General features: G+C 52.9%; 17 protein-coding genes. 7 read left to right on the forward strand and 10 right to left on the reverse strand.

Features of this window, described 5'->3' with window-relative positions:
* Nucleotides 1-157: 157 nt before the first annotated feature.
* From dnaA to mtnA, 5 genes are all read right to left on the reverse strand, one after another.
* Entirely contained in the window at nucleotides 158-1,627 is a 1,470-nt protein-coding gene (dnaA, locus tag PJE062_RS14995) for a chromosomal replication initiator protein DnaA (protein WP_008550160.1), read from the reverse strand.
* A gap of 175 nt (nucleotides 1,628-1,802) precedes the next feature.
* On the reverse strand, nucleotides 1,803-2,237 hold the full coding sequence (locus PJE062_RS15000) for a rhodanese-like domain-containing protein (RefSeq protein WP_008550732.1): 435 nt from the start codon (nucleotides 2,235-2,237) through the stop codon (nucleotides 1,803-1,805).
* A 680-nt stretch (nucleotides 2,238-2,917) separates the two neighbouring features.
* Complete coding sequence (rpsT, locus tag PJE062_RS15005; protein WP_037037191.1) at nucleotides 2,918-3,184, reverse strand: 30S ribosomal protein S20; 267 nt, start codon at nucleotides 3,182-3,184, stop codon at nucleotides 2,918-2,920.
* Between the two features lie 178 nt (nucleotides 3,185-3,362).
* Entirely contained in the window at nucleotides 3,363-4,136 is a 774-nt protein-coding gene (locus PJE062_RS15010) for an enoyl-CoA hydratase (protein ID WP_008550441.1), read from the reverse strand.
* A gap of 90 nt (nucleotides 4,137-4,226) precedes the next feature.
* Nucleotides 4,227-5,333, reverse strand: coding sequence for an S-methyl-5-thioribose-1-phosphate isomerase (gene mtnA, locus PJE062_RS15015; RefSeq protein ID WP_008550141.1), 1,107 nt, complete (start codon nucleotides 5,331-5,333; stop codon nucleotides 4,227-4,229).
* A gap of 237 nt (nucleotides 5,334-5,570) precedes the next feature.
* Here mtnA and PJE062_RS15020 point away from each other — a divergent pair, with 237 nt between their 5' ends.
* Entirely contained in the window at nucleotides 5,571-6,425 is an 855-nt protein-coding gene (locus tag PJE062_RS15020) for a GNAT family N-acetyltransferase (protein ID WP_008550647.1), read from the forward strand.
* Nucleotides 6,426-6,465: 40 nt separating this feature from the next.
* On the opposite strand, the gene PJE062_RS15025 is transcribed toward PJE062_RS15020, so the two are convergent.
* The 3 genes from PJE062_RS15025 to PJE062_RS15035 form a co-directional block, all read right to left on the reverse strand.
* Nucleotides 6,466-6,801, reverse strand: a complete 336-nt coding sequence (locus tag PJE062_RS15025) for a hypothetical protein (protein WP_008550741.1) — start codon at nucleotides 6,799-6,801, stop codon at nucleotides 6,466-6,468.
* 126 nt (nucleotides 6,802-6,927) lie between these two features.
* Nucleotides 6,928-7,566, reverse strand: coding sequence for an HAD family hydrolase (locus PJE062_RS15030; protein ID WP_008550405.1), 639 nt, complete (start codon nucleotides 7,564-7,566; stop codon nucleotides 6,928-6,930).
* Nucleotides 7,567-7,607: 41 nt separating this feature from the next.
* Nucleotides 7,608-8,531 carry a LysR substrate-binding domain-containing protein gene (locus PJE062_RS15035; protein ID WP_008550597.1) on the reverse strand — a complete coding sequence of 308 codons (924 nt, stop codon included), beginning with the start codon at nucleotides 8,529-8,531 and terminating at the stop codon, nucleotides 7,608-7,610.
* Nucleotides 8,532-8,841: 310 nt separating this feature from the next.
* Here PJE062_RS15035 and PJE062_RS15040 point away from each other — a divergent pair, with 310 nt between their 5' ends.
* The 3 genes from PJE062_RS15040 (at nucleotide 8,842) to PJE062_RS15050 (ending at nucleotide 12,948) form a co-directional block, all read left to right on the forward strand.
* The gene (locus PJE062_RS15040) at nucleotides 8,842-10,380 is read left to right on the forward strand and encodes an aldehyde dehydrogenase family protein (protein ID WP_008550323.1); all 1,539 of its coding nucleotides are present in this window, start codon (nucleotides 8,842-8,844) and stop codon (nucleotides 10,378-10,380) included.
* 12 nt (nucleotides 10,381-10,392) lie between these two features.
* Nucleotides 10,393-11,592 (forward strand): acyl-CoA dehydrogenase, encoded by a 1,200-nt coding sequence (locus PJE062_RS15045; RefSeq protein ID WP_008550412.1) that lies wholly within the window; start codon nucleotides 10,393-10,395, stop codon nucleotides 11,590-11,592.
* Nucleotides 11,593-11,763: 171 nt separating this feature from the next.
* Nucleotides 11,764-12,948: an FAD-binding oxidoreductase gene (locus tag PJE062_RS15050; protein WP_008550601.1), complete on the forward strand. Its 1,185-nt coding sequence runs from the start codon at nucleotides 11,764-11,766 to the stop codon at nucleotides 12,946-12,948.
* Here PJE062_RS15050 and PJE062_RS15055 read toward each other — a convergent pair.
* Complete coding sequence (locus PJE062_RS15055) at nucleotides 12,945-13,910, reverse strand: LysR family transcriptional regulator (protein WP_008550361.1); 966 nt, start codon at nucleotides 13,908-13,910, stop codon at nucleotides 12,945-12,947. The genes PJE062_RS15050 and PJE062_RS15055 overlap by 4 nt on opposite strands.
* Nucleotides 13,911-13,956: 46 nt before the next feature.
* On the opposite strand from PJE062_RS15055, the gene PJE062_RS15060 reads away from it, so the two are divergent.
* Both PJE062_RS15060 and PJE062_RS15065 read left to right on the forward strand, forming a co-directional pair.
* A complete protein-coding gene (locus PJE062_RS15060) occupies nucleotides 13,957-14,940 on the forward strand; it encodes an aldo/keto reductase (RefSeq protein WP_008550556.1) in 984 nt (327 codons plus the stop codon).
* A 627-nt stretch (nucleotides 14,941-15,567) separates the two neighbouring features.
* Entirely contained in the window at nucleotides 15,568-16,416 is an 849-nt protein-coding gene (locus PJE062_RS15065; RefSeq protein ID WP_008550608.1) for a hypothetical protein, read from the forward strand.
* Nucleotides 16,417-16,455: 39 nt separating this feature from the next.
* Here PJE062_RS15065 and pap read toward each other — a convergent pair whose 3' ends face one another.
* A complete protein-coding gene (gene pap, locus PJE062_RS15070; RefSeq protein WP_008550540.1) occupies nucleotides 16,456-17,961 on the reverse strand; it encodes a polyphosphate:AMP phosphotransferase in 1,506 nt (501 codons plus the stop codon).
* Nucleotides 17,962-18,284: 323 nt separating this feature from the next.
* Here pap and PJE062_RS15075 point away from each other — a divergent pair, with 323 nt between their 5' ends.
* Complete coding sequence (locus tag PJE062_RS15075) at nucleotides 18,285-20,288, forward strand: bifunctional DedA family/phosphatase PAP2 family protein (protein WP_008550504.1); 2,004 nt, start codon at nucleotides 18,285-18,287, stop codon at nucleotides 20,286-20,288.
* Nucleotides 20,289-20,297: the final 9 nt, after the last annotated feature.

The raw sequence follows: 20,297 nt of genomic DNA on the forward strand, positions 1-20,297 counted from the left end.
CCAATAATCACCAAAATCCTGCACGGAGTCCATATACTCCTATGTAGGGAACGCGAATTAGAGCACGTCACGTTCATTTGCATTCACGTATCGCGCTCAAATTTTCTTTCTGAGCGAATTCTTGTCATTTGATTGAAAACAATCAAATGGAACGCGCTTAGGCGTCCAGCATGCGTTTCAGCAGCTCCAGCTCCTGAGCCAGACCATTGTCTGCCTTGGAGAGCTCTTCGATTTTACGAACTGCGTGAAGCACTGTTGTGTGGTCACGGTTGCCGAAGCGACGACCGATCTCAGGCAGAGACCGTGGGGTCATCATCTTGGCGAGATACATTGCAATCTGACGCGGACGCACGATGGTGCGGGTACGGCGTGCAGAAAGCAGATCTGCTTTTGTGACGTTATAATGTTTGGAAACGACGCGCTGAATGTCTTCGATTTTGACGCGGCGTGGCTCAGCTGCACGGATGAGATCACGCAGAGTGATTTCAGCCATTTCCAGAGTTACCGGAGAATTGGTCAGCTGATTGTGTGCAACGAGACGGTTCAGAGCGCCTTCAAGGTCACGACCGGAGGAGGTGACGTTGCGCGCTACGTAGTCCAGAACAGCGTCCGGCACGGTAAAGTTCGGGTATGAGCGCTGCTGAGCGCGCATACGGTCTTCGATGATGGCGCGACGAAGCTGGAAATCTGGCTCGGAGATATTTACGACCAGACCACCTGCCAGGCGGGAGCGAACGCGATCATCCAGGCTTTCCAATTCAGCCGGAGCGCGGTCAGCTGCAACAACAACCTGACGAGCACCATCAATCAATGCATTAAGAGTGTGGCAGAACTCCTGCTGCACCTGCTTGCCGTGAAGGAACTGCATGTCATCGATCAGAAGAAGATCGATAGAACGCAAAGTTTCCTTAAAGGACATTGCAGACTGTGCCTGAAGCGCTGCAACAAAGCGGTACATGAAATGCTCTGCAGTGAGATACAGAACGCGGCGACCAGCCATGCGGGCCTGATTTGCAATCGCCTGCATCAGGTGGGTCTTACCAAGACCTACAGAAGCATGGAGGTAAAGTGGGTTAAAGGTTACAACACCGCCGCCAGCAACCTGCTTAGCTGCAGCAAGAGCGAGAACGTTGGATTCACCTTCAACAAAACTATCGAAGACGTATTTTGGATCGAGGGAAGCACCTTCGAGCACGTCTTTGGAGGAGAGGTCGGAACGACCAGCCCGGCCACCCATCATAGCAGGTGCTGGGGATGCGGCGCGCAGACCAACAGGATCATTTACCTGAATTGGGCGCATATCAGCTACCTTGCCACCCAGTGCTGGGCGTGCAGCTGGCTTAGCCGCTGCTGGACGTGGACGAACAGCACCACGTACGGTGAGTTCGATCTTATGAATGTCGTCGCATTCATTTTTCCAAAGTCCCATCAGACGCTCTGAATAATGAGACTGGATCCATTGCTTTAGAAACCGAGTAGGAACGGACAGACGGACGGTGCCGTTGTTGTGCCCTTCCATATCAACGCGTGCAAACCAGCTGGTGAATACGTCTTCACCAAGTTCCGCACGTAGACGCTTCTTAACGCGATCCCATTGCTCCGGCCCTGGAGCTTCCTGAACGTGCATGCTCGCCTCCTTGCAGCCGTTGGGTATTCCGCCACAGATACCCAACCTTTAAATCAAATTTGCTCATTTTGAGCTTTGTTGTACCAGACGCTTTTTATTTCGTTGTCATTAGACAAAAACATCACATCGGTGCGACGCCAACGCACCGTTGCTGAATTCTAATATTTCTTGGGAGCTATCCTTGGCTCCACGGAAGGCCTTGTGCCTTCCACCCAGAAACCGAGCCTCGATGACCTTCAGCATCATGACCGCCTTCAAAGCCATCTGCCACGTTGTAGCAGTTTGTATAGCCAAGGGCTGTCATTGCAATCGCTGCGGCCTTACTTCGTACTCCAGAGCGGCACAAAAAGTAGATTGCAGCGTTTTGGTCAAGTCCTTTTTGCGCCAGAAGGTCAGAAAGTTGACTCGCAAAGCCCTCGTGAGGGCCGTTGGACGGGAAACCCTGCCATTCAGCGAGGATGACTTCCTTACCCAACATGGAAAGATCAGGTATGCCTACAAAGGTCCATTCAGCGTTGGTTCTCACATCTACAAGAGTTGCAGAACTATCAGCTTTCAGGCTCTCGAAAACATCCGTTACGTTTCGATCGCCTGCATAGGCCTCATGCATAGATACTTCCATTTACTAACCTAGACGCATTCCGTTAACTCACCCAAATGAGTGGGCCACTATAAAAAGACTCAAAATCGAATTTCAAGAAAAATCAAAAGGGGGAAGCAATAAAAGCAGCAAAATGACGCAACAACTCTAGTAGCCTAGATTGCAATTACTATAAAATGCAACGCCTAGACTTTACGCCTTCTGACCAGCTTTGCCCGACCCTGGTTCGATTCTTCTAACTTGTATGCTGGGATCGGGTAGCAACCCGACTTCTTCTTGACCATACACAGCCGATTTTGGTCCCGCAATAGCGGAAAGTTTACAAAACGCAAATGCCCTTTCTGTGACGCAAGGTCAAGCCCATATGTCGTCAACGGCTAAGTTCGGCAAAAAGCAGTGAACTCAACAACTTTCTTCATATGCACTTGGTTAATGGCGGGCGGCTAAGGCGAATAAAAAAAAATTATCCGGCCGTCACTTGACTCGCCAAGAATCTGCTCTTTTCAGCTGCGACAATTTTAACCTAGAGCTAACCTATTGTTTTTTAAGGATTTTCCTTGACAGGCTCCGAGACTATTCCACAGGCTATTCGCCGCGAAAATGCCCCAGTTTTATCCTAGGGTAAGCTTATCCAGCTAACAAAAAAGCCCGGCCATACGACCGGGCTTTTTTAGTCCAAAAAACTTGGATTAGGCGCCGAGTGCCTTAATACGAGCATTCAGACGGGATACCTTGCGAGACGCAGTGTTCGCATGGATAACGCCTTTAGTAGATGCACGCATGATTTCAGGCTGTGCAACTTTGAATGCTTCGTTAGCAGCTGTCTGGTCACCCGCGACAATTGCTTCTTCCACTTTACGTACGAAAGTACGTACGCGGCTACGGCGAGCCTTATTAGTGGCCGTCTGGCGGGCAATTTTACGTGCCGCCTTCTTGGCCGAAGGAGTGTTGGCCATGGGCTCTGTCCTGATCTGTCAGTAAGAACTGTTTTCAAATCGCGAACGAGGCCGCCCAGAGCCGCCCCGGTCAAACGAATTCAGTGACGAACAAAATCCGCCACCGGTTGTGGAGCGCTTATAGTTGGGAGTCTTAGCCTCGTCAATGAAAAAAGGTGTAGACCTGCCCAAAATCGGCTTATCCGTCTTCGAATTCAGGTTTTCTCTTTTCGATGAAGGCCTTCATACCTTCTTTTTGATCGCTGGTTGCAAACATAGAATGGAACAAGCGACGCTCAAAACGAATACCTTCTGCAAGGGTTACTTCGTAAGAACGGTTTACACTTTCCTTCGTCATCATAACAATTGGAGTCGAGAAACTTGCAATCTTTTCAGCAGCTTTGAGTGCTTCTTCGACCAGATCGTCATTTGCAACAACGCGAGAGACAAGGCCGGACCGCTCAGCTTCAGCTGCATCCATCATACGGCCTGTCAAGCACATTTCCATTGCTTTCGACTTGCCAACAAGCCTTGTTAATCTCTGTGTACCACCTGCACCTGGCATAACGCCAAGTTTGATCTCTGGCTGGCCAAACTGAGCAGATTCCGCTGCCAGAATGAAATCACACATCATAGCAAGCTCACAGCCACCGCCTAGCGCGAAGCCTGCAACAGCTGCAATGATCGGCTTACGCTTCTGCGCGATCTGGTCCCAGCTGGTGATGAAGTCCATCAGATAGGTCTGCGGATAGTCGTACTCAGCCATCACTTTAATGTCAGCGCCCGCAGCAAATGCCTTTTCGGAGCCGGTGATGACGGTCGCGCCAATTTCAGGATCGCGATCAAACACATTTAGCGCTTCATCGAGCTCAGCGATCAGGTCGCTGTTCAGCGCATTCAATACTTTCGGGCGGTTTAGCGTAATCAGGCCAACCTTGCCGCGTGTCTCAACCAGAATATTCTCGTAGGACATATGTCCCTCCCAATAAAATCAACTTGGATTTCTGCCCTAACATTGAAGAGTGATGGCTTAGCGGCAAGGTAGCCGTTTGTCTTAGTTCTATCAGGCGGTGGCGTTCGCCCGCTCCGGGAACAGCCCTGCAAGCCCTTCTTTGCTTGCCGCGCAGACACCACGTTCGGTGATCAGAGCAGTGACGTATTTGGATGGTGTTACGTCAAACGCAAAGTTGGAGAGTGGAGTTTCCGGCGGGCAGATGCGCACCTTCTCGACATCACCAGCAGCTGTTTCGCCACTGATCCATGCAACTTCCTCACCGCCACGTTCTTCGATCGGGATTTCCTTCAGGCCGTCTGCGACCGTCCAGTCGATGGTGGAGGACGGGAGTGCCACGTAGAACGGTACGCCGTTGTCATGGGCGGCAAGCGCTTTGAGGTAGGTGCCGATCTTGTTGCAGACGTCTCCGTGAGCCGTGGTTCTGTCGGTGCCGACAATGCAAAGGTCCACCATGCCATGCTGCATAAGGTGGCCACCAGCGTTGTCGACCAGCAGTGTATGCGAAACGCCGTGTTCGCCCAGCTCCCAGGCGGTGAGGCCAGCGCCCTGATTGCGTGGGCGGGTTTCATCGACCCAAACATGGACCTTCAGGCCCTTGTTATGGGCGTGATAAATCGGAGAGGTCGCGGTGCCCCAGTCTACGGTGGCCAGCCAACCGGCGTTGCAGTGGGTCAGGATGTTGATGGTGTCGCCCGGGTTCTTCTGCGCAGCGATCTCTTCGATGAGCTTGAGACCGTGTTTGCCGATAGACGCATTGCAGGCCACATCTTCATCGGAGATCTCAACGGCACGCTGCCACGCTGCGTCTGCACGTTGCTCCAGAGGCAACTGAGAAAGGCGGCTGCGCATATCGTTCAGCGCCCAGCGCAGATTAATTGCTGTTGGGCGGGTGGCGTGCAGCACCTCCCATGCATTGTCCAGCGATGCATCGCTTGGGTCTCTTGCCATTTCCAGCGCCACGCCAAAGGCAGCAGTTGCGCCAATCAGCGGCGCACCGCGGACCCACATGTCTTTAATGGACACGGCTGCGTCTTCCAGAGTGCGCAGCTCGACCTCAACAAAACGATGGGGGAGGCGCGTCTGGTCGATGATGCCGACTGTTTTACCAGCTTCCAGCGGCCAAATAGAACGGTATGCCTTACCATGAACCTTCATCGCGACGTCTCCTACCCATGTGAGCGATATGTGCGTCAGATTATCGGATTTTTCGAAGGCTCCATCTGCAATTTATCGCGTCCGGTTTCTTTTCCTCATAAAGTTCTTCAGGTGACCGGTTCCGCTTCGTCGATTTAGATGAAACCCCTTCATCTCCTCTTTAACCATAATGCGCTACGCTGATCTTCCGTGTCTGTTTACACTTCAACTATGCCGGGTTGATGAAAGAGGCTCTCAATGGCTCCGCAAGGTACTGATATTCGCATTATGGACGAGGATGGCATTCTGACCATGTTGGATTGGGCCGCATCTGAAGGCTGGAATCCGGGTGAGGATGATGCTCCTTCCTATTATGCAGCGGATCCTGAAGGGTATCTGGGCTGTTACCTGAACAATCAGCTGGTTTCGATGGTCTCTGCAGTGAAGTACGGCGAGTCCTTTGGATTTCTCGGTTTTTACATTTGCCACCCGGAGTTTCGCCGGCAAGGTCTGGGGGCATTGATATGGAATGCAGCCATGCGGCGTCTGGAAGGGCGGACCATTGGTCTTGATGGAGTGGTGGAAGAGCAGGACAACTATGCCAAGTCCGGCTTTAAGCTCGTTCATCAGAACATGCGGTATTGCGGCCTTTCCAACATCACCATGCCAATGGATCAGCGCATCACCATTATCGGCAAGGGCATTCTGCCCAGCATCATTGAATATGATCGCAACTACTTCCCCGCAGAGCGAGCTGCTTTTCTGGAGCGATGGCTGGAGCCTATGAACCCCATGCGGCGCGGTGTTTATCTGGTTGAGAATGGAAGTGTGCAAGGCTACGGCGTTATCCGTGCGGCACGAGATGGCTTCCGCATTGGCCCGATGGCAGCAGAAACGCCTGAAGGCGCAGATCTCATCTTCCGCGCCTTGGCTGGCAGTGCAAAGGGGCAGATGATCAACATTGACCTGCCTTTACCCAACGAACAAGCCGTAGAACTGGCAGAACGCTACGAACTATCACCCGTGTTCGCTACCGCCAGAATGTATAAGGGACAGGACCCCAACCTACCGCTGGACAAAATCTATAGCTTTGCGAGTTATGAGTTGGGGTAGGGAGCCACAAGCGAAGCAGCTCCACTAGTATCTAAACAAGCTACCAAACACAGATTTTGGCATTTGTCTCATCATTCAACCAGCATGCTTTATCTGCATCTTGTCGGAGGTACTTACCCGGCAGCGATACGTTGCGCCCAGTACCAAAATCGGCCCAACCATAAGCAACTCCGGGCGCATCTATTACCAAGATCATTGTAGGTTTGCCCGGTGCGGACACTTCAAAACTACCTTTATTGTCGGTGTTTTTGAATTCACAGAGATACTCGCCATCATCAGATGTAAAACAACGAGCTTGTTTAGCCAAAGCAGTCTGGCCCACCATAAAGCCAGCAACAAGCATCAAGAGTACTCCTGATTTTGCAATTACGTTCATGCATCACTCCATCTACAGAGAGACTATGTTTTAGTTTCCATAGATGAAATCTATCTTATTGAAATAAATACATAATTCACACCAAGGCATGGACATTAATAAAAATGCACCCCGCGCTTTTGGTTTTCAGATGCATTCAAGTAAGTCTGGCAGGTGATCGATCTCATGGTCTGCTTCCATCGACCTCAAAAACTCAAAATTATGGAAGAGGCTATTGAGTTTCGGCACAAATAAGCATGTTTGACAGCCAAGCGCTTTGCCTGCCTGAACATCAACATGAGAGTCACCAATGACTAATGTCGTTTCGGCCTCTGCTCCCATGCGATCAAGTGCTTCTTCAAATGGACGCGTATCAGGCTTATGTCCGTAACCATCATCCCCAGCGACTGTCGCCTTAAAGTGCTTGGAGAGATTGTGTACTTCCATTCCACTATTCAGGAGACGGCGTGAACTGGAGCTAACGAGGCTTGTAGGAACGTTTTCATCATTCAGCTTTGAAAGTGTCTTGGTTGCCCCTTCATAGAGCTCAACTTTTTGCAGGGCCTGCAAGACATATTTCCTCGTTTCCTCCGCAATCTCGGGGAAACCTAAATGAGGATGTTTGTCTGGCACTTTGTGGTGATCATGAAAGAACTCGGCGACAATTTCCTTAGGCTGGAAGGTAAAGTTTCGCACCTCCAAAGAGCGTTGATATCCGTCGAGCCAAACGTCCAGAGTTCTGGCTAAGGTGCCATCCCAATCAAAAATAACTGATTTAATTTTCAATACTGCAGCTTTCCAAAATTGTATGCCGCCTGCTCACCCCGCTACTGCGGCAGCAGTGTCTCCCGGTCTACCTGCTGTTCCTGAGCTTCTTCTTGTAGCCAGGCCTTGAAGGACTTTACGACCGGGCGCAGGGTGCGGTTTTCGGGGTAGACGAAGTGGTAGGCAGAGGAGAGTTTCAGGCTGATGTCGAAGAGGCGGACCAGCGTGCCGGCGGCGAGTTCTTCTTCGATAAAGAACTTCGGCACCAGTGCAACGCCCAAGCCTGAGGCCGCGGCCTGTGAGATCATGGTGAACTGATCAAAGCGTGGGCCCTGGAAGGCTCCATCTGTTTCGACACCTGCCAGGGAGAACCACTTTTGCCATGCATCCGGGCGGGTTGACTGGTGCAGGCGCATGACATCCACCAGATCCTCCGGCGTGCGCAGGCTGTGTCTATCGCGGAAAGCTCTGGAAGCGACCGGAATGACCTCTTCCTGAAACAGGGGCTCTGCAATAGCGCCAGCCCAGACGGGTTCACCGTAATGAATGGCACCGTCGAATGGTTCTACCGAGAAATCAAAGGGACGCAGGCGGACGGAGAGGTTGAAGCTGGCTTCCGGGTAGCGCTCGTGGAAGCGCGGGAGGCGGCGGGCGAGCCAGCGGGTGCCGAAGGTTGGGAGCACGGCGACGTTAAGCACATCCTCACTGCCTGCAAAGGACATCACCTGACGGGTGGCGCTGGTCATCTTTTCCAGCGTGCCGCGGATGTCGTGCAGGTAAATGCGTCCCGCATCTGTCAGAACAATGCGTTGGCGAATCCGTTTGAACAGCTCGACACCCAGACGCCCTTCCAACAAGCGCACCTGTTTGCTCACTGCACCTTGTGTCAGGAACAGTTCTTCAGCGGCTCGGGTGAAACTGCCATGGCGCGCAGCACTTTCAAAAGCAATCAAACAATCAATCGGAGGGATAAAACCACGCTTCATCCTGACCTCTCATGATGCCGTGGACAGCTCGAAACTCCTGAAATCGCGAGGTTAGGCACAGCCAACACGATTAAATTTCGTTCTATCTGGCATCATCTCCTTCATAAAACAGAATCTCAAATAGGCCGGTACCCATTATTATCTTACTGATTTTAAGCAGTTTTCTTCCTGACGCAAGATCCAGACGAAATTATCAGTCATTCCATATGCGAATGAATAATGGAAAAGACGTAGCTTTTACCGATGGTCCGGACAAGAGACACTCTGTTCAAATAATGAATTTAGCATCTCTCACAGTTTGGGGACTTCAATGACCGTAGGTCTGGATACCGTGAAATTCGCAGAAGAAACAATTGAACTCATGGAGCGTATGGGTGTTGCCCGCTCTGCTTTGGAAGGTGGCACACTGGCTGCAACCTCTCCAAACACCGGTGAAACACTGGCGATGATCAAGGAAGACAGCGTTGAGGAAACCTCCGCTGCCATTGGTCGTGCGCATGACGCTTTCAAAGAGTGGCGCAAGCTGCCTGCACCACGTCGTGGTGAGCTGGTTCGCCTGCTGGGTGAAGAGCTTCGCACCTATAAAGACGACCTTGGTAAGCTGGTGAGCCTGGAAGCAGGTAAGATCACCTCTGAAGGTCTAGGTGAAGTTCAGGAAATGATCGACATCTGCGACTTCGCAGTTGGACTTTCCCGTCAGCTTTACGGTCTGACCATCGCGACCGAGCGTCCGGGTCACCGTATGATGGAAACCTGGCATCCATCCGGTGTTGTTGGCGTGATCTCCGCCTTCAACTTCCCGGTTGCAGTCTGGTCCTGGAACGCAGCGCTGGCGTTTGTTTGTGGTGACTCCGTTGTCTGGAAGCCATCTGAAAAATCTCCTCTGACAGCAATGGCTGTTCAGGCGCTTTATGAGCGTGCGGCTGCCAAGTTTGGTGATGACGCACCAAAAGGCCTGCTGGAAGTCATTCAGGGTGGTCGTGAAATCGGTGAAACTCTGGTTGATGACAAGCGCGTCCCAGTTATCTCCGCAACCGGTTCCACCCGCATGGGTCGTCAGGTTGGTCCGCGTGTTGCGCAGCGCTTCGGCAAGTCCATCCTTGAGCTGGGTGGCAACAACGCAGCGATCGTGACCCCGTCTGCTGATCTGGATCTGACCCTGCGCGGCGTTGCGTTTGCGGCTATGGGCACCTGCGGTCAGCGCTGCACCACACTGCGTCGTCTGATCACCCATGACAGCGTGTATGACGCGCTGATCCCGCGCCTGATCAAAGCATACTCCTCCGTCAAGATTGGCATCCCAACCCAAGACGGCACTCTGATCGGTCCACTCATCGACAAAGATGCGTTCGACAACATGCAGAAGTCTCTGGAAGCAGCGAAAGCGGCTGGTGGCACCGTGCATGGTGGTCAGCGTGTAATGGCTGACGAATATCCGGATGCTTACTACGTTCAGCCAGCGATCGTTGAGATGCCAGGTCAGGTTGGTCCTGTTCTGGAAGAGACCTTTGCTCCGATCCTTTACGTCATTCGCTACACCGACTTTGATGATGCGATTGAAATTCAGAACGGTGTTGGTGCTGGTCTGTCTTCTTCCGTCTTCACCAAAGACATGGGTGAAGCTGAGACCTTCGTTTCTGTTGTTGGCTCTGATTGCGGCATTGCAAACGTCAACATCGGTCCCTCCGGCGCTGAAATTGGCGGCGCATTCGGCGGTGAGAAGGAAACTGGTGGTGGCCGTGAAGCTGGCTCTGATGCATGGAAGGCATACATGCGCCGCGCAACCAACACCATCAACTACTCCGGCGCTCTCCCATTGGCGCAGGGTGTGAAGTTTGACGTTGAATAAGGAATTTTGAGAATGAGTAGTGATCCAACAGGCGGAGGCGTCTTCAATTGGGAAGACCCGTTCCTGATGCGGGACCAGCTGAATGAAGACGAAGTCCTCATCATGGAAAGCGCGCGTGCGTATGCTCAGGAAAAGCTTCTGCCACGCGTGATGGAAGCTTACCGTGAAGAGAAAACTGATCGCTCCATCTTTAACGAGATGGGCGAGCAGGGTCTCCTCGGCGTGACACTTCCTGAGCAATATGGTGGCTCTGCTGCTTCCTATGTGGCTTACGGTCTGGTTGCGCGTGAAGTTGAGCGCATCGACAGCGGCTACCGCTCCATGATGAGCGTGCAGTCCTCGCTGGTGATGTACCCAATCTACGCTTACGGCTCTGAAGAGCAGCGCATGAAGTATCTGCCGAAGCTTGCTTCCGGCGAATACGTTGGCTGTTTTGGTCTGACTGAGCCGGATGCAGGCTCTGACCCGGCTGGCATGCGCACCCGCGCTGTGAAGACTGAGAGTGGCTACCGCATCACTGGTTCCAAGATGTGGATCTCCAACTCCCCAATCGCAGACGTGTTTGTGGTTTGGGCGAAGTCTGAAGCACATGACAACCAGATCCGCGGTTTCGTTCTTGAAAAGGGTATGGAAGGTCTTTCCGCTCCTAAGATCGAGGGCAAACTGTCTCTGCGTGCTTCCATCACCGGTGAAATCGTGATGGACAACGTGGAAGTAGGTGAAGACGCGCTGCTGCCTAACGTTTCTGGTCTGAAAGGCCCGTTCGGCTGTCTGAACCGCGCTCGCTACGGCATCTCCTGGGGTGCGCTGGGCGCTGCGGAAGACTGCTGGATGCGTGCTCGCCAGTACGGCATGGACCGCAAGCAGTTCAACCGTCCTCTGGCACAGACACAGCTGTTCCAGAAGAAGCTGGCAGACATGCAGACCGAGATTTCACTCGGCCTTCAGGCGTCCCTGCGTGTTGGTCGTCTGTTTGACGAAGGCCGCGTTGCTCCAGAGATGATTTCCATCGTGAAGCGCAACAACTGCGGCAAGGCGCTGGATATCGCTCGTCAGGCACGTGACATGCACGGTGGTAACGGCATCTCCGAAGAGTTCATGGTGATGCGCCATGCTCAGAACCTTGAGACCGTCAACACTTACGAAGGCACGCATGATGTTCACGCCCTTATTCTGGGTCGTGCACAGACTGGCCTTCAGGCTTTCTTTTAAGCCCTGATCTACAGCGTATTCCTGAAAAAGCTGGGAGGCATCTTTCAGGAATACGCTTAAACTCTTGGGAGGCGTTTCGTCTCCCTTTTAGACCGACGCTCGCGAATACCCGCCTAAATATTTCGGGCGTCGGTTCTTACTTTCTCCATTTCTCAGTATTCAGGTGTAACTATGGCGATAGCTTCAGTTGATGTTGCTATTATTGGGGGGGCTGTCATCGGATCATCGGTGGCATACCATCTTGCACAGCGCGACGATTTTAAGGGTAGCATTGCGGTCTTTGAGAAAGATCCATCCTACCAACATTGCGCCTCGGCACTTTCTGCCGCTTCTATTCGCCAACAGTTCTCCTCTGCCGTGAACATCGATATTTCGCTCTACGGCATCGATTTCCTGCGCAATATTGGCGATCTTCTGGAAGTTGACGGCGATAAGCCGCGTATTGATCTGGTTGAAGGCGGCTATCTGTTCCTTGCCACACCTGACAAGCGCAGTATTTTGGAAGAAAACCACGCTCTGCAGCAGAAGATGGGCGCGGACATTGGATTTCTGGAAGCTGATGCGCTGAAAGCCAAGTTTCCATGGCTCAATGTTTCTGATCTTTCCGCAGGCTGTCATGGCCTTTCCGGTGAAGGCTGGTTTGACGGGTATGGGCTGATGCAGGCATTTCGCCGTAAAGCACGCTCCCTGAACGTGCCATATGAGCCGTATCAGGTGGTTCACCTTGAAAAGATCATGGGCGGCAGCTGGATTCTGACGCTCTCCAACGGAGAGCAGGTGGAAGCTGGCGTGGTCGTGAATGCTGCCGGGGCTTCCGGCGGCACGCAGATCTGTCTGGAAGCCGGATTTGAAGCACCAGTTCACTCCAAAAAGCGGATGATCTTTACTTTTGAATGCCGCGATGAGGTGCCGGGTCTGCCGTTGCTGATTGATCCGAATGGAACCTATGTACGCCCTGAAGGAACAGGCTTTATCTGCGGCAGTTCACCGGATGAAGAGCAAGACCCTGATTGCTATGATTACGAGGTGGATTACTCCTTCTTTGAAGAGCACCTATGGCCGACACTGGCCAACCGTATTCCTGCGTTCGAAGCCATCAAACCCGGCGCTGCATGGGCAGGGCATTATGATGTTAACCTGTTCGACCACAACGCCTTTATGGGCCCAGTACCAGGCATCGAAGACTTCTACATCGCCCTAGGCTTCTCCGGTCACGGCCTGCAACAAAGCCCTGCCGCGGGACGCGCGCTTGCAGAGCATATCGTGACGGGCGGCTATGAAACGCTGGACCTTTCCGAACTTGGCGTTGACCGTCTGGCCGCCAACAAGCCGCTGATTGAACGGAACGTGGTTTAACTGGAAGTGGCCTGCTGAGGTGGGCCGCTGAGTTTGCTTCGGTTTTGGATGATCAGGTCGGCCAGGAAATCTGCCATGACGCGCATTCGGGGGGAGTGGGCGAGGTCGGAGTGCATGACCAGATAGATTGGTTGTTCGACACCGATATCCGCATTCATGCAGACAAGACCAGCATCCGATGCGAGGAAATGCGGTAGGACGGCGAGGCCCAGACCGGCTTGTGTCGCTGCGACTTGCGTTGCCAGAGATGATGTCAGAACGGCGGGTTGTCGGCCTTTCAGAGCGCGTTCAATCCATTTTGCATTCACCAGATGCGAGAGCGCTTCGCACCAGGAAATGAAGTCGTCCTGCTCATAATTCTCCTGATCAGTCCATTTTGCTCGCTTAAGCGCATAGTCTTTGCTTGCGTAGAGGCCAAAGCCGAGTGTTCCGAGGCGGCGGAGGGTGACGTTGCCGCTTTCCGGTTTCACCATGCGAATGGCCAGATCTGCATCGCGGCGGTGCAGGTTGACTGAGCTTACGTCGGTCAGGATCTCAATGTGCAGCTCCGGGTAGTGTGCACGAAACTCTGGCAATGCGGGCAGGATCAGGTGGGTGGCGAGGTTTTCTGCCGTGGCAAGGCGGAGTTTGCCAGAGATGCCTGCTTGTGCCTTTGCACCGGAAGCGAATGCTGTGGCGGCGGCTTCCAGCGCTTCAGCTTTTGCCAGCAGGTCGCGGCCATCCTCGGTGAGCTGGTAGCCGGACTGATGCCTGATAAACAGCGGAATTTTCAGCGTTTCTTCAAGGCGATCGATCTTTCTTGAGAGCGTTGCGACACCGATGCTTAAGCGATGAGCGGCAGCGCTGAGCGTCCCAGTTCTTGCAACAGCCAGAAAGGCTTTGGTGTCATCCCAAATAAGATCGCGCAGGATTTCATTTCCACTTTCGGAAATCTGCTTTCCGGTTTTGCTCGTATTTTCCATTTTTGAAACATGGCAAGTAACGAGCTGCAAAACAAGGAGGATGCTGATGAAAACTCGCCAACTTGGTTCCAAACTCAATGTTGCCATGCTCGGCTTGGGCTGCATGGGAATGAGTGAGTTCTATGGCTCACATGATGACAGCGTATCCTTGCGCGTGATGGCGCGAGCGGTTGAGCTGGGTATCGATTTTTTCGATACAGCAGACATGTACGGCCCTCATCATAATGAGGAGCTGATTGGTCGCTTTTTGAAGGAAACCAAGGCGCCGCTGAAAATCGCAACGAAGTTTGGCATCAATCGCAAACCCGGTGAATACAAGCGAACAATCGAGAATAGCCGGCAATATGCAAGACAGGCTTGTGAAGCTTCTCTGAAGCGTCTGGGGCTTGATTACATTGACCTTTACTACGTTCACCGCGTGAACCCAGAGCAACCCGTTGAAGATGTGATGGGGGAGCTTTCGTTGCTGGTTGAGGAAGGCAAGATCGGTAATATCGGGCTTTGTGAGGTCAGCGAAAAGACGCTTCGCCGTGCCCATGCCGTTCATCCTATTGCGGCGGTGCAGACAGAGTATTCTCTTTGGTCTCGTGATGTGGAAGAGGCAATTCTGCCGACCTGCCGCGAGCTTGGGATTGGCTTTGTGCCTTACTCTCCTTTGGGCAGAGGTTTTCTGACGGGCAGTTTCAACTCTGGTACGCAGTTTGAAGAAGGTGACTTCCGCGCAAACCTACCGAGGTTCTCTAAAGAAGCGCTGCAGGCGAATGAGGGGATCACGAAGGTTATTGTGGAGGCTGCCGCTGAGAAGCAATGTACGCCTGCGCAGCTCTCTCTGGCTTGGTTGATGGCGAAGGGAGACGATATTGTGCCTATTCCGGGAACGAAGAGATTGCGCTATCTGGAAGAGAATGTTGCGGCAACTGAGATTGTGCTTTCTTCTGAGGAGATTGAAGCGCTGGAAGCCAAGCTTGCTCTGATTTCAGTAGTCGGCGAACGGTACACACCTGAAGGCATGAAAGGGCTGAATGCCTAGGCTAGCCCTCTAAAAGCTGGAAAAACTTATCCCCTCTAGCGAAAGATGGCTCCATACTAATCCCATGCCCACGTGACGGGCTGCTGGCGGGCCGTCCGTCGGCGTGTCGTGGGCTGGGTGGGGCTTTTGCAAGGGGTAACGCATCTTGCAAAGGTCCGGTGGCACCGATTTTCAGGCGTGACTGCATGGTCTGAGAGGAAGGGCCCAAGCCTGAAGGGCATCACGCAGTGGCATTTGCTGGTCAGAGCAGCACATGTCAGGGGTAGAGGACCTGTTTGGATACGGAAACTTATCTGAGCAAAGCCACTATCCTTCCGGGAAACCGGCTATCGTGTCTTTCAGGATAAGAGGCGATGTTGGCTATACCAAAATGCCCGGGCAAGGCGCGTAGCCAATGCCGAAGACTCTATTACTAACTCAATGCGCAGGTGTTGCCTGCCGCCTTGCCCCTCCCGACCTTCGGGAGATCTAGCTTCACCACTGCATGGGCTGCCATGTGGTGCTGTTGGTGTTTATTTTCCCGCTCCAGTGCCATTCAGAACAGCAAAACGCTGCATTTTCCTTCAATCTGACAGGCAGAGGCAAAGCCCCTGCATGACCAGTTGACCACGTGAAGGAGGGTGGACCATGTCATCTTCAGTTGGTTTGGATACAACACGCATTCATCCGCAGATCTCTGCGGGCGATCTTCAGAGCATCAAAGGTGCATCTGACCGGGAGCATATTGGCAGTCCGGCAACGCGGCTCTGGGATAAGATTGTCGACTGGTTTTGCGGCACTGATCGCGTCAATGCGAAGAAGCTGGTGTTTGATCTGTACTCCCCAAGCGTGACGGATCAAAACAAGGTCACAGCCTTTGAGCAACTGCGCGAGATGGCTGGTGCGAACTTTCAGGAGAACTTCAAGATCTATGACGGTCCGCGTTTTCAGAGCTACAGCGTGCTGGACTTCAAGCTGGAGTTTGATGTGCGCAGCCCGGATCCAGACAGTGTGGAAGGCACTCTGAAGAACGACATCATGATGGAAGGTGTCAGGATACCTGAGCAGCAGGGACGTCAGTTTCTGGAGGACTTTAAACGCCGTCAGGAGCGCACGTTCACCTTCGATTCCAAACCAATCGATGACATGAGTTTCTTCGATCAGTTTTCACCGCAGGAGCGTGCCACCGTCTTCGCGGTGTGTCATCAAGGGTTATTTCCGCTGTTATCTGGTCCCGTGATGTGCATGTCCAACCATCAGGAGATGCGGTTTGATATCAGCAAGCCGGGGCCGGATGATTTGCGGATTCAGGCTTACATGGAAAAAGACATTGCTGCGGACGTTGAAAGCGCCGACTACGAACAGATGCAGCAGCAGGTTGCGGAGTATGAGGGCGTGAAGAAGTCGTTGAAGATTGAAGCGGTGATCAACGTCTGGCGCGGAGGCCAGGACGTTGATCTGGTTTCCGCTGAAGTCCTGTCACAAAACAGCGTGTGACAGGACGTGATTTACCAAAGGCAGACGAAGAGAGCTGGCTCAGATCTCTTTGTCCTTGTCCTTGTCCTTCTTCTTCATCGCTTTTTCGAGCGCGTTCACGGTGGTTCTGAGCACCTGAATGCGAGCGTAGCGCTTGTCCTCGGAGGAGATCAGCGTCCACGGAGCGTAGCGGGTTGAAGTGCGGTCCACCATGTCACCGGCAGCGATGGCGTATTCGTTCCATTTGAGGCGATTGCGCCAGTCTTCCTCGGTGATCTTATAGTTCTTGTAGGCGGTTTCTTCACGAGCCTTGAAGCGGCGCAGCTGCTCTTCTTCAGAGATCGCGAGCCAGAACTTGCAGAGGATGAAGCCGGAATCCGTCAGCTCTTTTTCGAAAGCGTTGATTTCGTTGTAGGCTCGCATCCAGTCAGCTTCAGAGCAGAAGCCCTCGACGCGTTCCACCAGAACACGCTCATACCAAGAGCGGTCGAAGATGGCACTGTGGCCCTTCTTCGGCAGGCGGCGCCAGAAGCGCCAGAGGTATGGGTGCAGCTTTTCTTCCACAGAAGGCGCTGCGATTGGGTGCACCTTATAGTTCCGCGGGTCCATGGAGCGGGTGAGGCGGCGGATTGAACCGCCCTTGCCAGCTGCATCATTGCCCTGGAAGACTGAGATAAAGCCGAATTTTTTGAAGCGCTTGCGGTCTGTCAGGTACGCCATCTTGTCCTGAAGTTCTTCAAGCTCTTCCTTGTACTCCTCCTTGGAGATGGTCGCAGACAGATCAATTGCATCCACCGCATTGGCCTGAGATAGGGTGGTGACCACGGCAGGCGCTGAAACCGGTTTGCCGTTGCCGCTTTCCAGCTTCTTCTTCATGGACTGGGCGATGGTTTCTGCCAGTGCAAGGTCACGAACATCCGGATCCTGTGATGGGATCACGAACCATGGCGCGTAGCCGGTGCTGGTTTGCAAGGAAGCTTTTTCACCTGCGGTCTGAGCTGCGCGATAATGTTCAGCACCGGACCATTCCTCAATGAAGTTGCGGCCTTTTTTGCCTTTGGCTTCGATATCATGCAGGCGTTCCTGCTGTTCTGCCTTGGGCAGGGTGAACCAGAACTTGAGAAGGAGAATGTTCTCGTAGGCGAGCATTTTTTCGAAACGGTTGATGGCAGACAGCTGGCGCTCCAGCTCTGCGTCATCAATCTTGCCCATAACCGCATCACGCAGAGGTTCCTGATACCAGGAGCCAAACACAATGGAGGTTTCACCGCGTGCAGGCAGATCCCGCCAGTAACGCCAGTAGTTTGGTCGGGCGCTTTCAGACTCGCTGCGCTCTTCATGATAGGCGTTGCAGAACAGGTAACGCGTATCCATCCACTCGTATAAACGGGAGATCGCCGCACCTTTACCCGAGCCGTCTACGCCAGCGAGCAGAATGATTGTTGCGAAAGCTTTGTTCTCTCTCAGCTTATGCTGAACTTCCAACAATTCCTCACGGAGTTCAGGCAGTCTTTTCTGAAGCAGCTCTTTACTGACTGTCTGAGGAATGTTTGCAGACTGAAACATGCAAGTGACCTTCGCATCTGGGGCATGGCGTAAAATGTTATTTTTGCTCATTCGGCTTTGGGCCAAGAATAACCATTCTGTATTATTGCTTAAAGAGCTAAACGATGTTTTTCGTCACCAGAATTAACGTATGGGTCTGATTAGTGGGACTATTATGCTTTTTGCAGGGAATAGGGCTTGTTATTTCCCTTTCAAAGGGCCAGATGCCTGCATATAAATGTAACAGAATGCGCACCATATTTTGGTCACCTTGGCACGATGTATACATTTTCAGTGGTCACCCAGCGATCTAAGTAATTTAAGAAAGAGCTAGAGACTTTTCAGTGAACGTCGATTTCGTCACCACATTCCTCAACCACATTGTTGATTTCATTGCAGCAAATCCGGCTTTTGCTGGCCTTATCTGTTTTATCGTCGCAATGGGTGAAGCGCTCTTTCTGATCGGGCTGGTGTTTCCAAGCACGGTTGTTCTGGTGGGGGCTGGTACGCTTATCGGCCTTGGTGAACTACCGTTTCTGAGTATCTTTTTATGGACGACTGCAGGCGCCGTAACAGGCGACGCGTTTTCCTACTGGTTTGGTTACTTTTACAAAGACAAAGTACGGACAATCTGGCCTTTAAGCCGCTATCCCGACTGGTTGAAGCGTGGTGAAGATTACTTTGCCAAACACGGCGGTAAGAGCATCTTTATTGGCCGTTTTGTGCCGGGTGTGAAGTCTGTTGTGCCGGGCATTGCCGGCATGGCGGACATGAGTTTTGGCCGCTTTACCTTCTTCAACGTGACCTCTGCTTTTGCCTGGGCAGCACTGCATCTGGTGCCCGGCGTGATGGCCGGTTCTGCCCTGTTTGCGATTGGTGAGATCAACACCCGCCTTGCAATTATCCTTGGCGGTTTGCTGCTGGTTCTTCTGATCGCCGTGGCGATTATCCGCTGGCTGATCATGTTTATTCTGCCAATTGTTGGTGGTTCGCATCAGGCAATCGTCAACTGGTTTGGTCGTCGTCCTGATCGCTTCAGCCAATGGATTGCGCGGACATATGATCCTGAAAACCCACGCAGCGTGGGCATGCTGGTCTCTGCATTCTTCCTGCTGGTGACGCTGCCGGGCTTCATCTGGTTTACCGGTGCAGTCGCTCCGGGCATGCCGATGGCGCGAGCGGACCTGGCGATCAGCAACTTCTTCCAGATCGCACGGACGCCGATCATCGATAAGATCATGGTTATGATCACCATGATGGGCGATGGCACGGTAACTGCGACCGTTACGCTCCCCGTGGGTATCTATCTGTTTGGCCGCAAAGCATGGCGCCGCGCAACGGGCTTTGTAATTGCGATTGTCAGCTCCTCGATCTTTGTGGTCATCACCAAAGCGTTGATTGGCCGAGATCGTCCGATTGAGCTGTACTCCGGCGCTGATGCGTTCTCATTCCCATCTGGGCACGCCACGATCAATACGGTGCTGATTGGTGTGATTGCGGTACTGGTGGCTCATGAGCGCTCCCGCCTGAGCAAGACGATCATCTATTCTGTTGCAGCGACTTTCGCGATCCTGATCGGGTTCTCACGGGTATATCTGGGCGCACACTGGCTTTCAGACGTGCTGGCAGGCCTGCTGTTTGGTTCTGGTACCGTGTTCTTCTTCTCGTTCGTCTTCGGGCACATTCACAATGAGAAGGTGGGCAGAACTGCTCTGACGATCATCTCGCTATGTGCATTGGCGATCGCCTCCACATGGCACATCAGCCAGAACTATTCGACAGCTGCTGAGGCCTATGAGCCGCGCAGCGAGTCCGTTGTGATCCAGAAATCCAGCTGGCGCATGCAGGATTGGCGCTTGCTGCCTGCCAAGCGCGTTTCCATTACGGGTGAACTGGAAGAGCCGATTACGCTGCAGTGGTCCGGCACGCCGGAACAGCTGGAGCAGGAGCTGACCAAACTTGGATGGCGCAAAGCACCGGAATGGTCTTTCCCAACTGCGACTGGCTACCTGAAAGGGGAAACACCAGCAGGCGAGCTGCCACCAGTGCCGCACACCAATGCGGGCTTCCTGCCTGCGCTGACGATGGTTTACGAAAGCGATCAGGATCACCGGCAGGTGTTCTGGCTTTGGGAAACACGCTTCAAGCTCTCCGATGTAAACGGAGACATTTCCCATCTGTATATTGGTGGCGCGCTGGACGAAGAAACCGTCCGCCTGTTTGGTGAGTTCTCAGGTCTGAAGTCCGAGGATGAAATTCCGGTAGATCTTCATATGTTCAACCAGCTACCAAATGCAGAAGAGAAACGCAGGTGGGACGGTAGCTCAGTGGTTATCGCGGGGCCTTAAGGCAGGCCC

Source organism: Pseudovibrio sp. JE062 (assembly GCF_000156235.1).
In the GTDB taxonomy this organism is placed as follows: Bacteria; Pseudomonadota; Alphaproteobacteria; order Rhizobiales; family Stappiaceae; genus Pseudovibrio.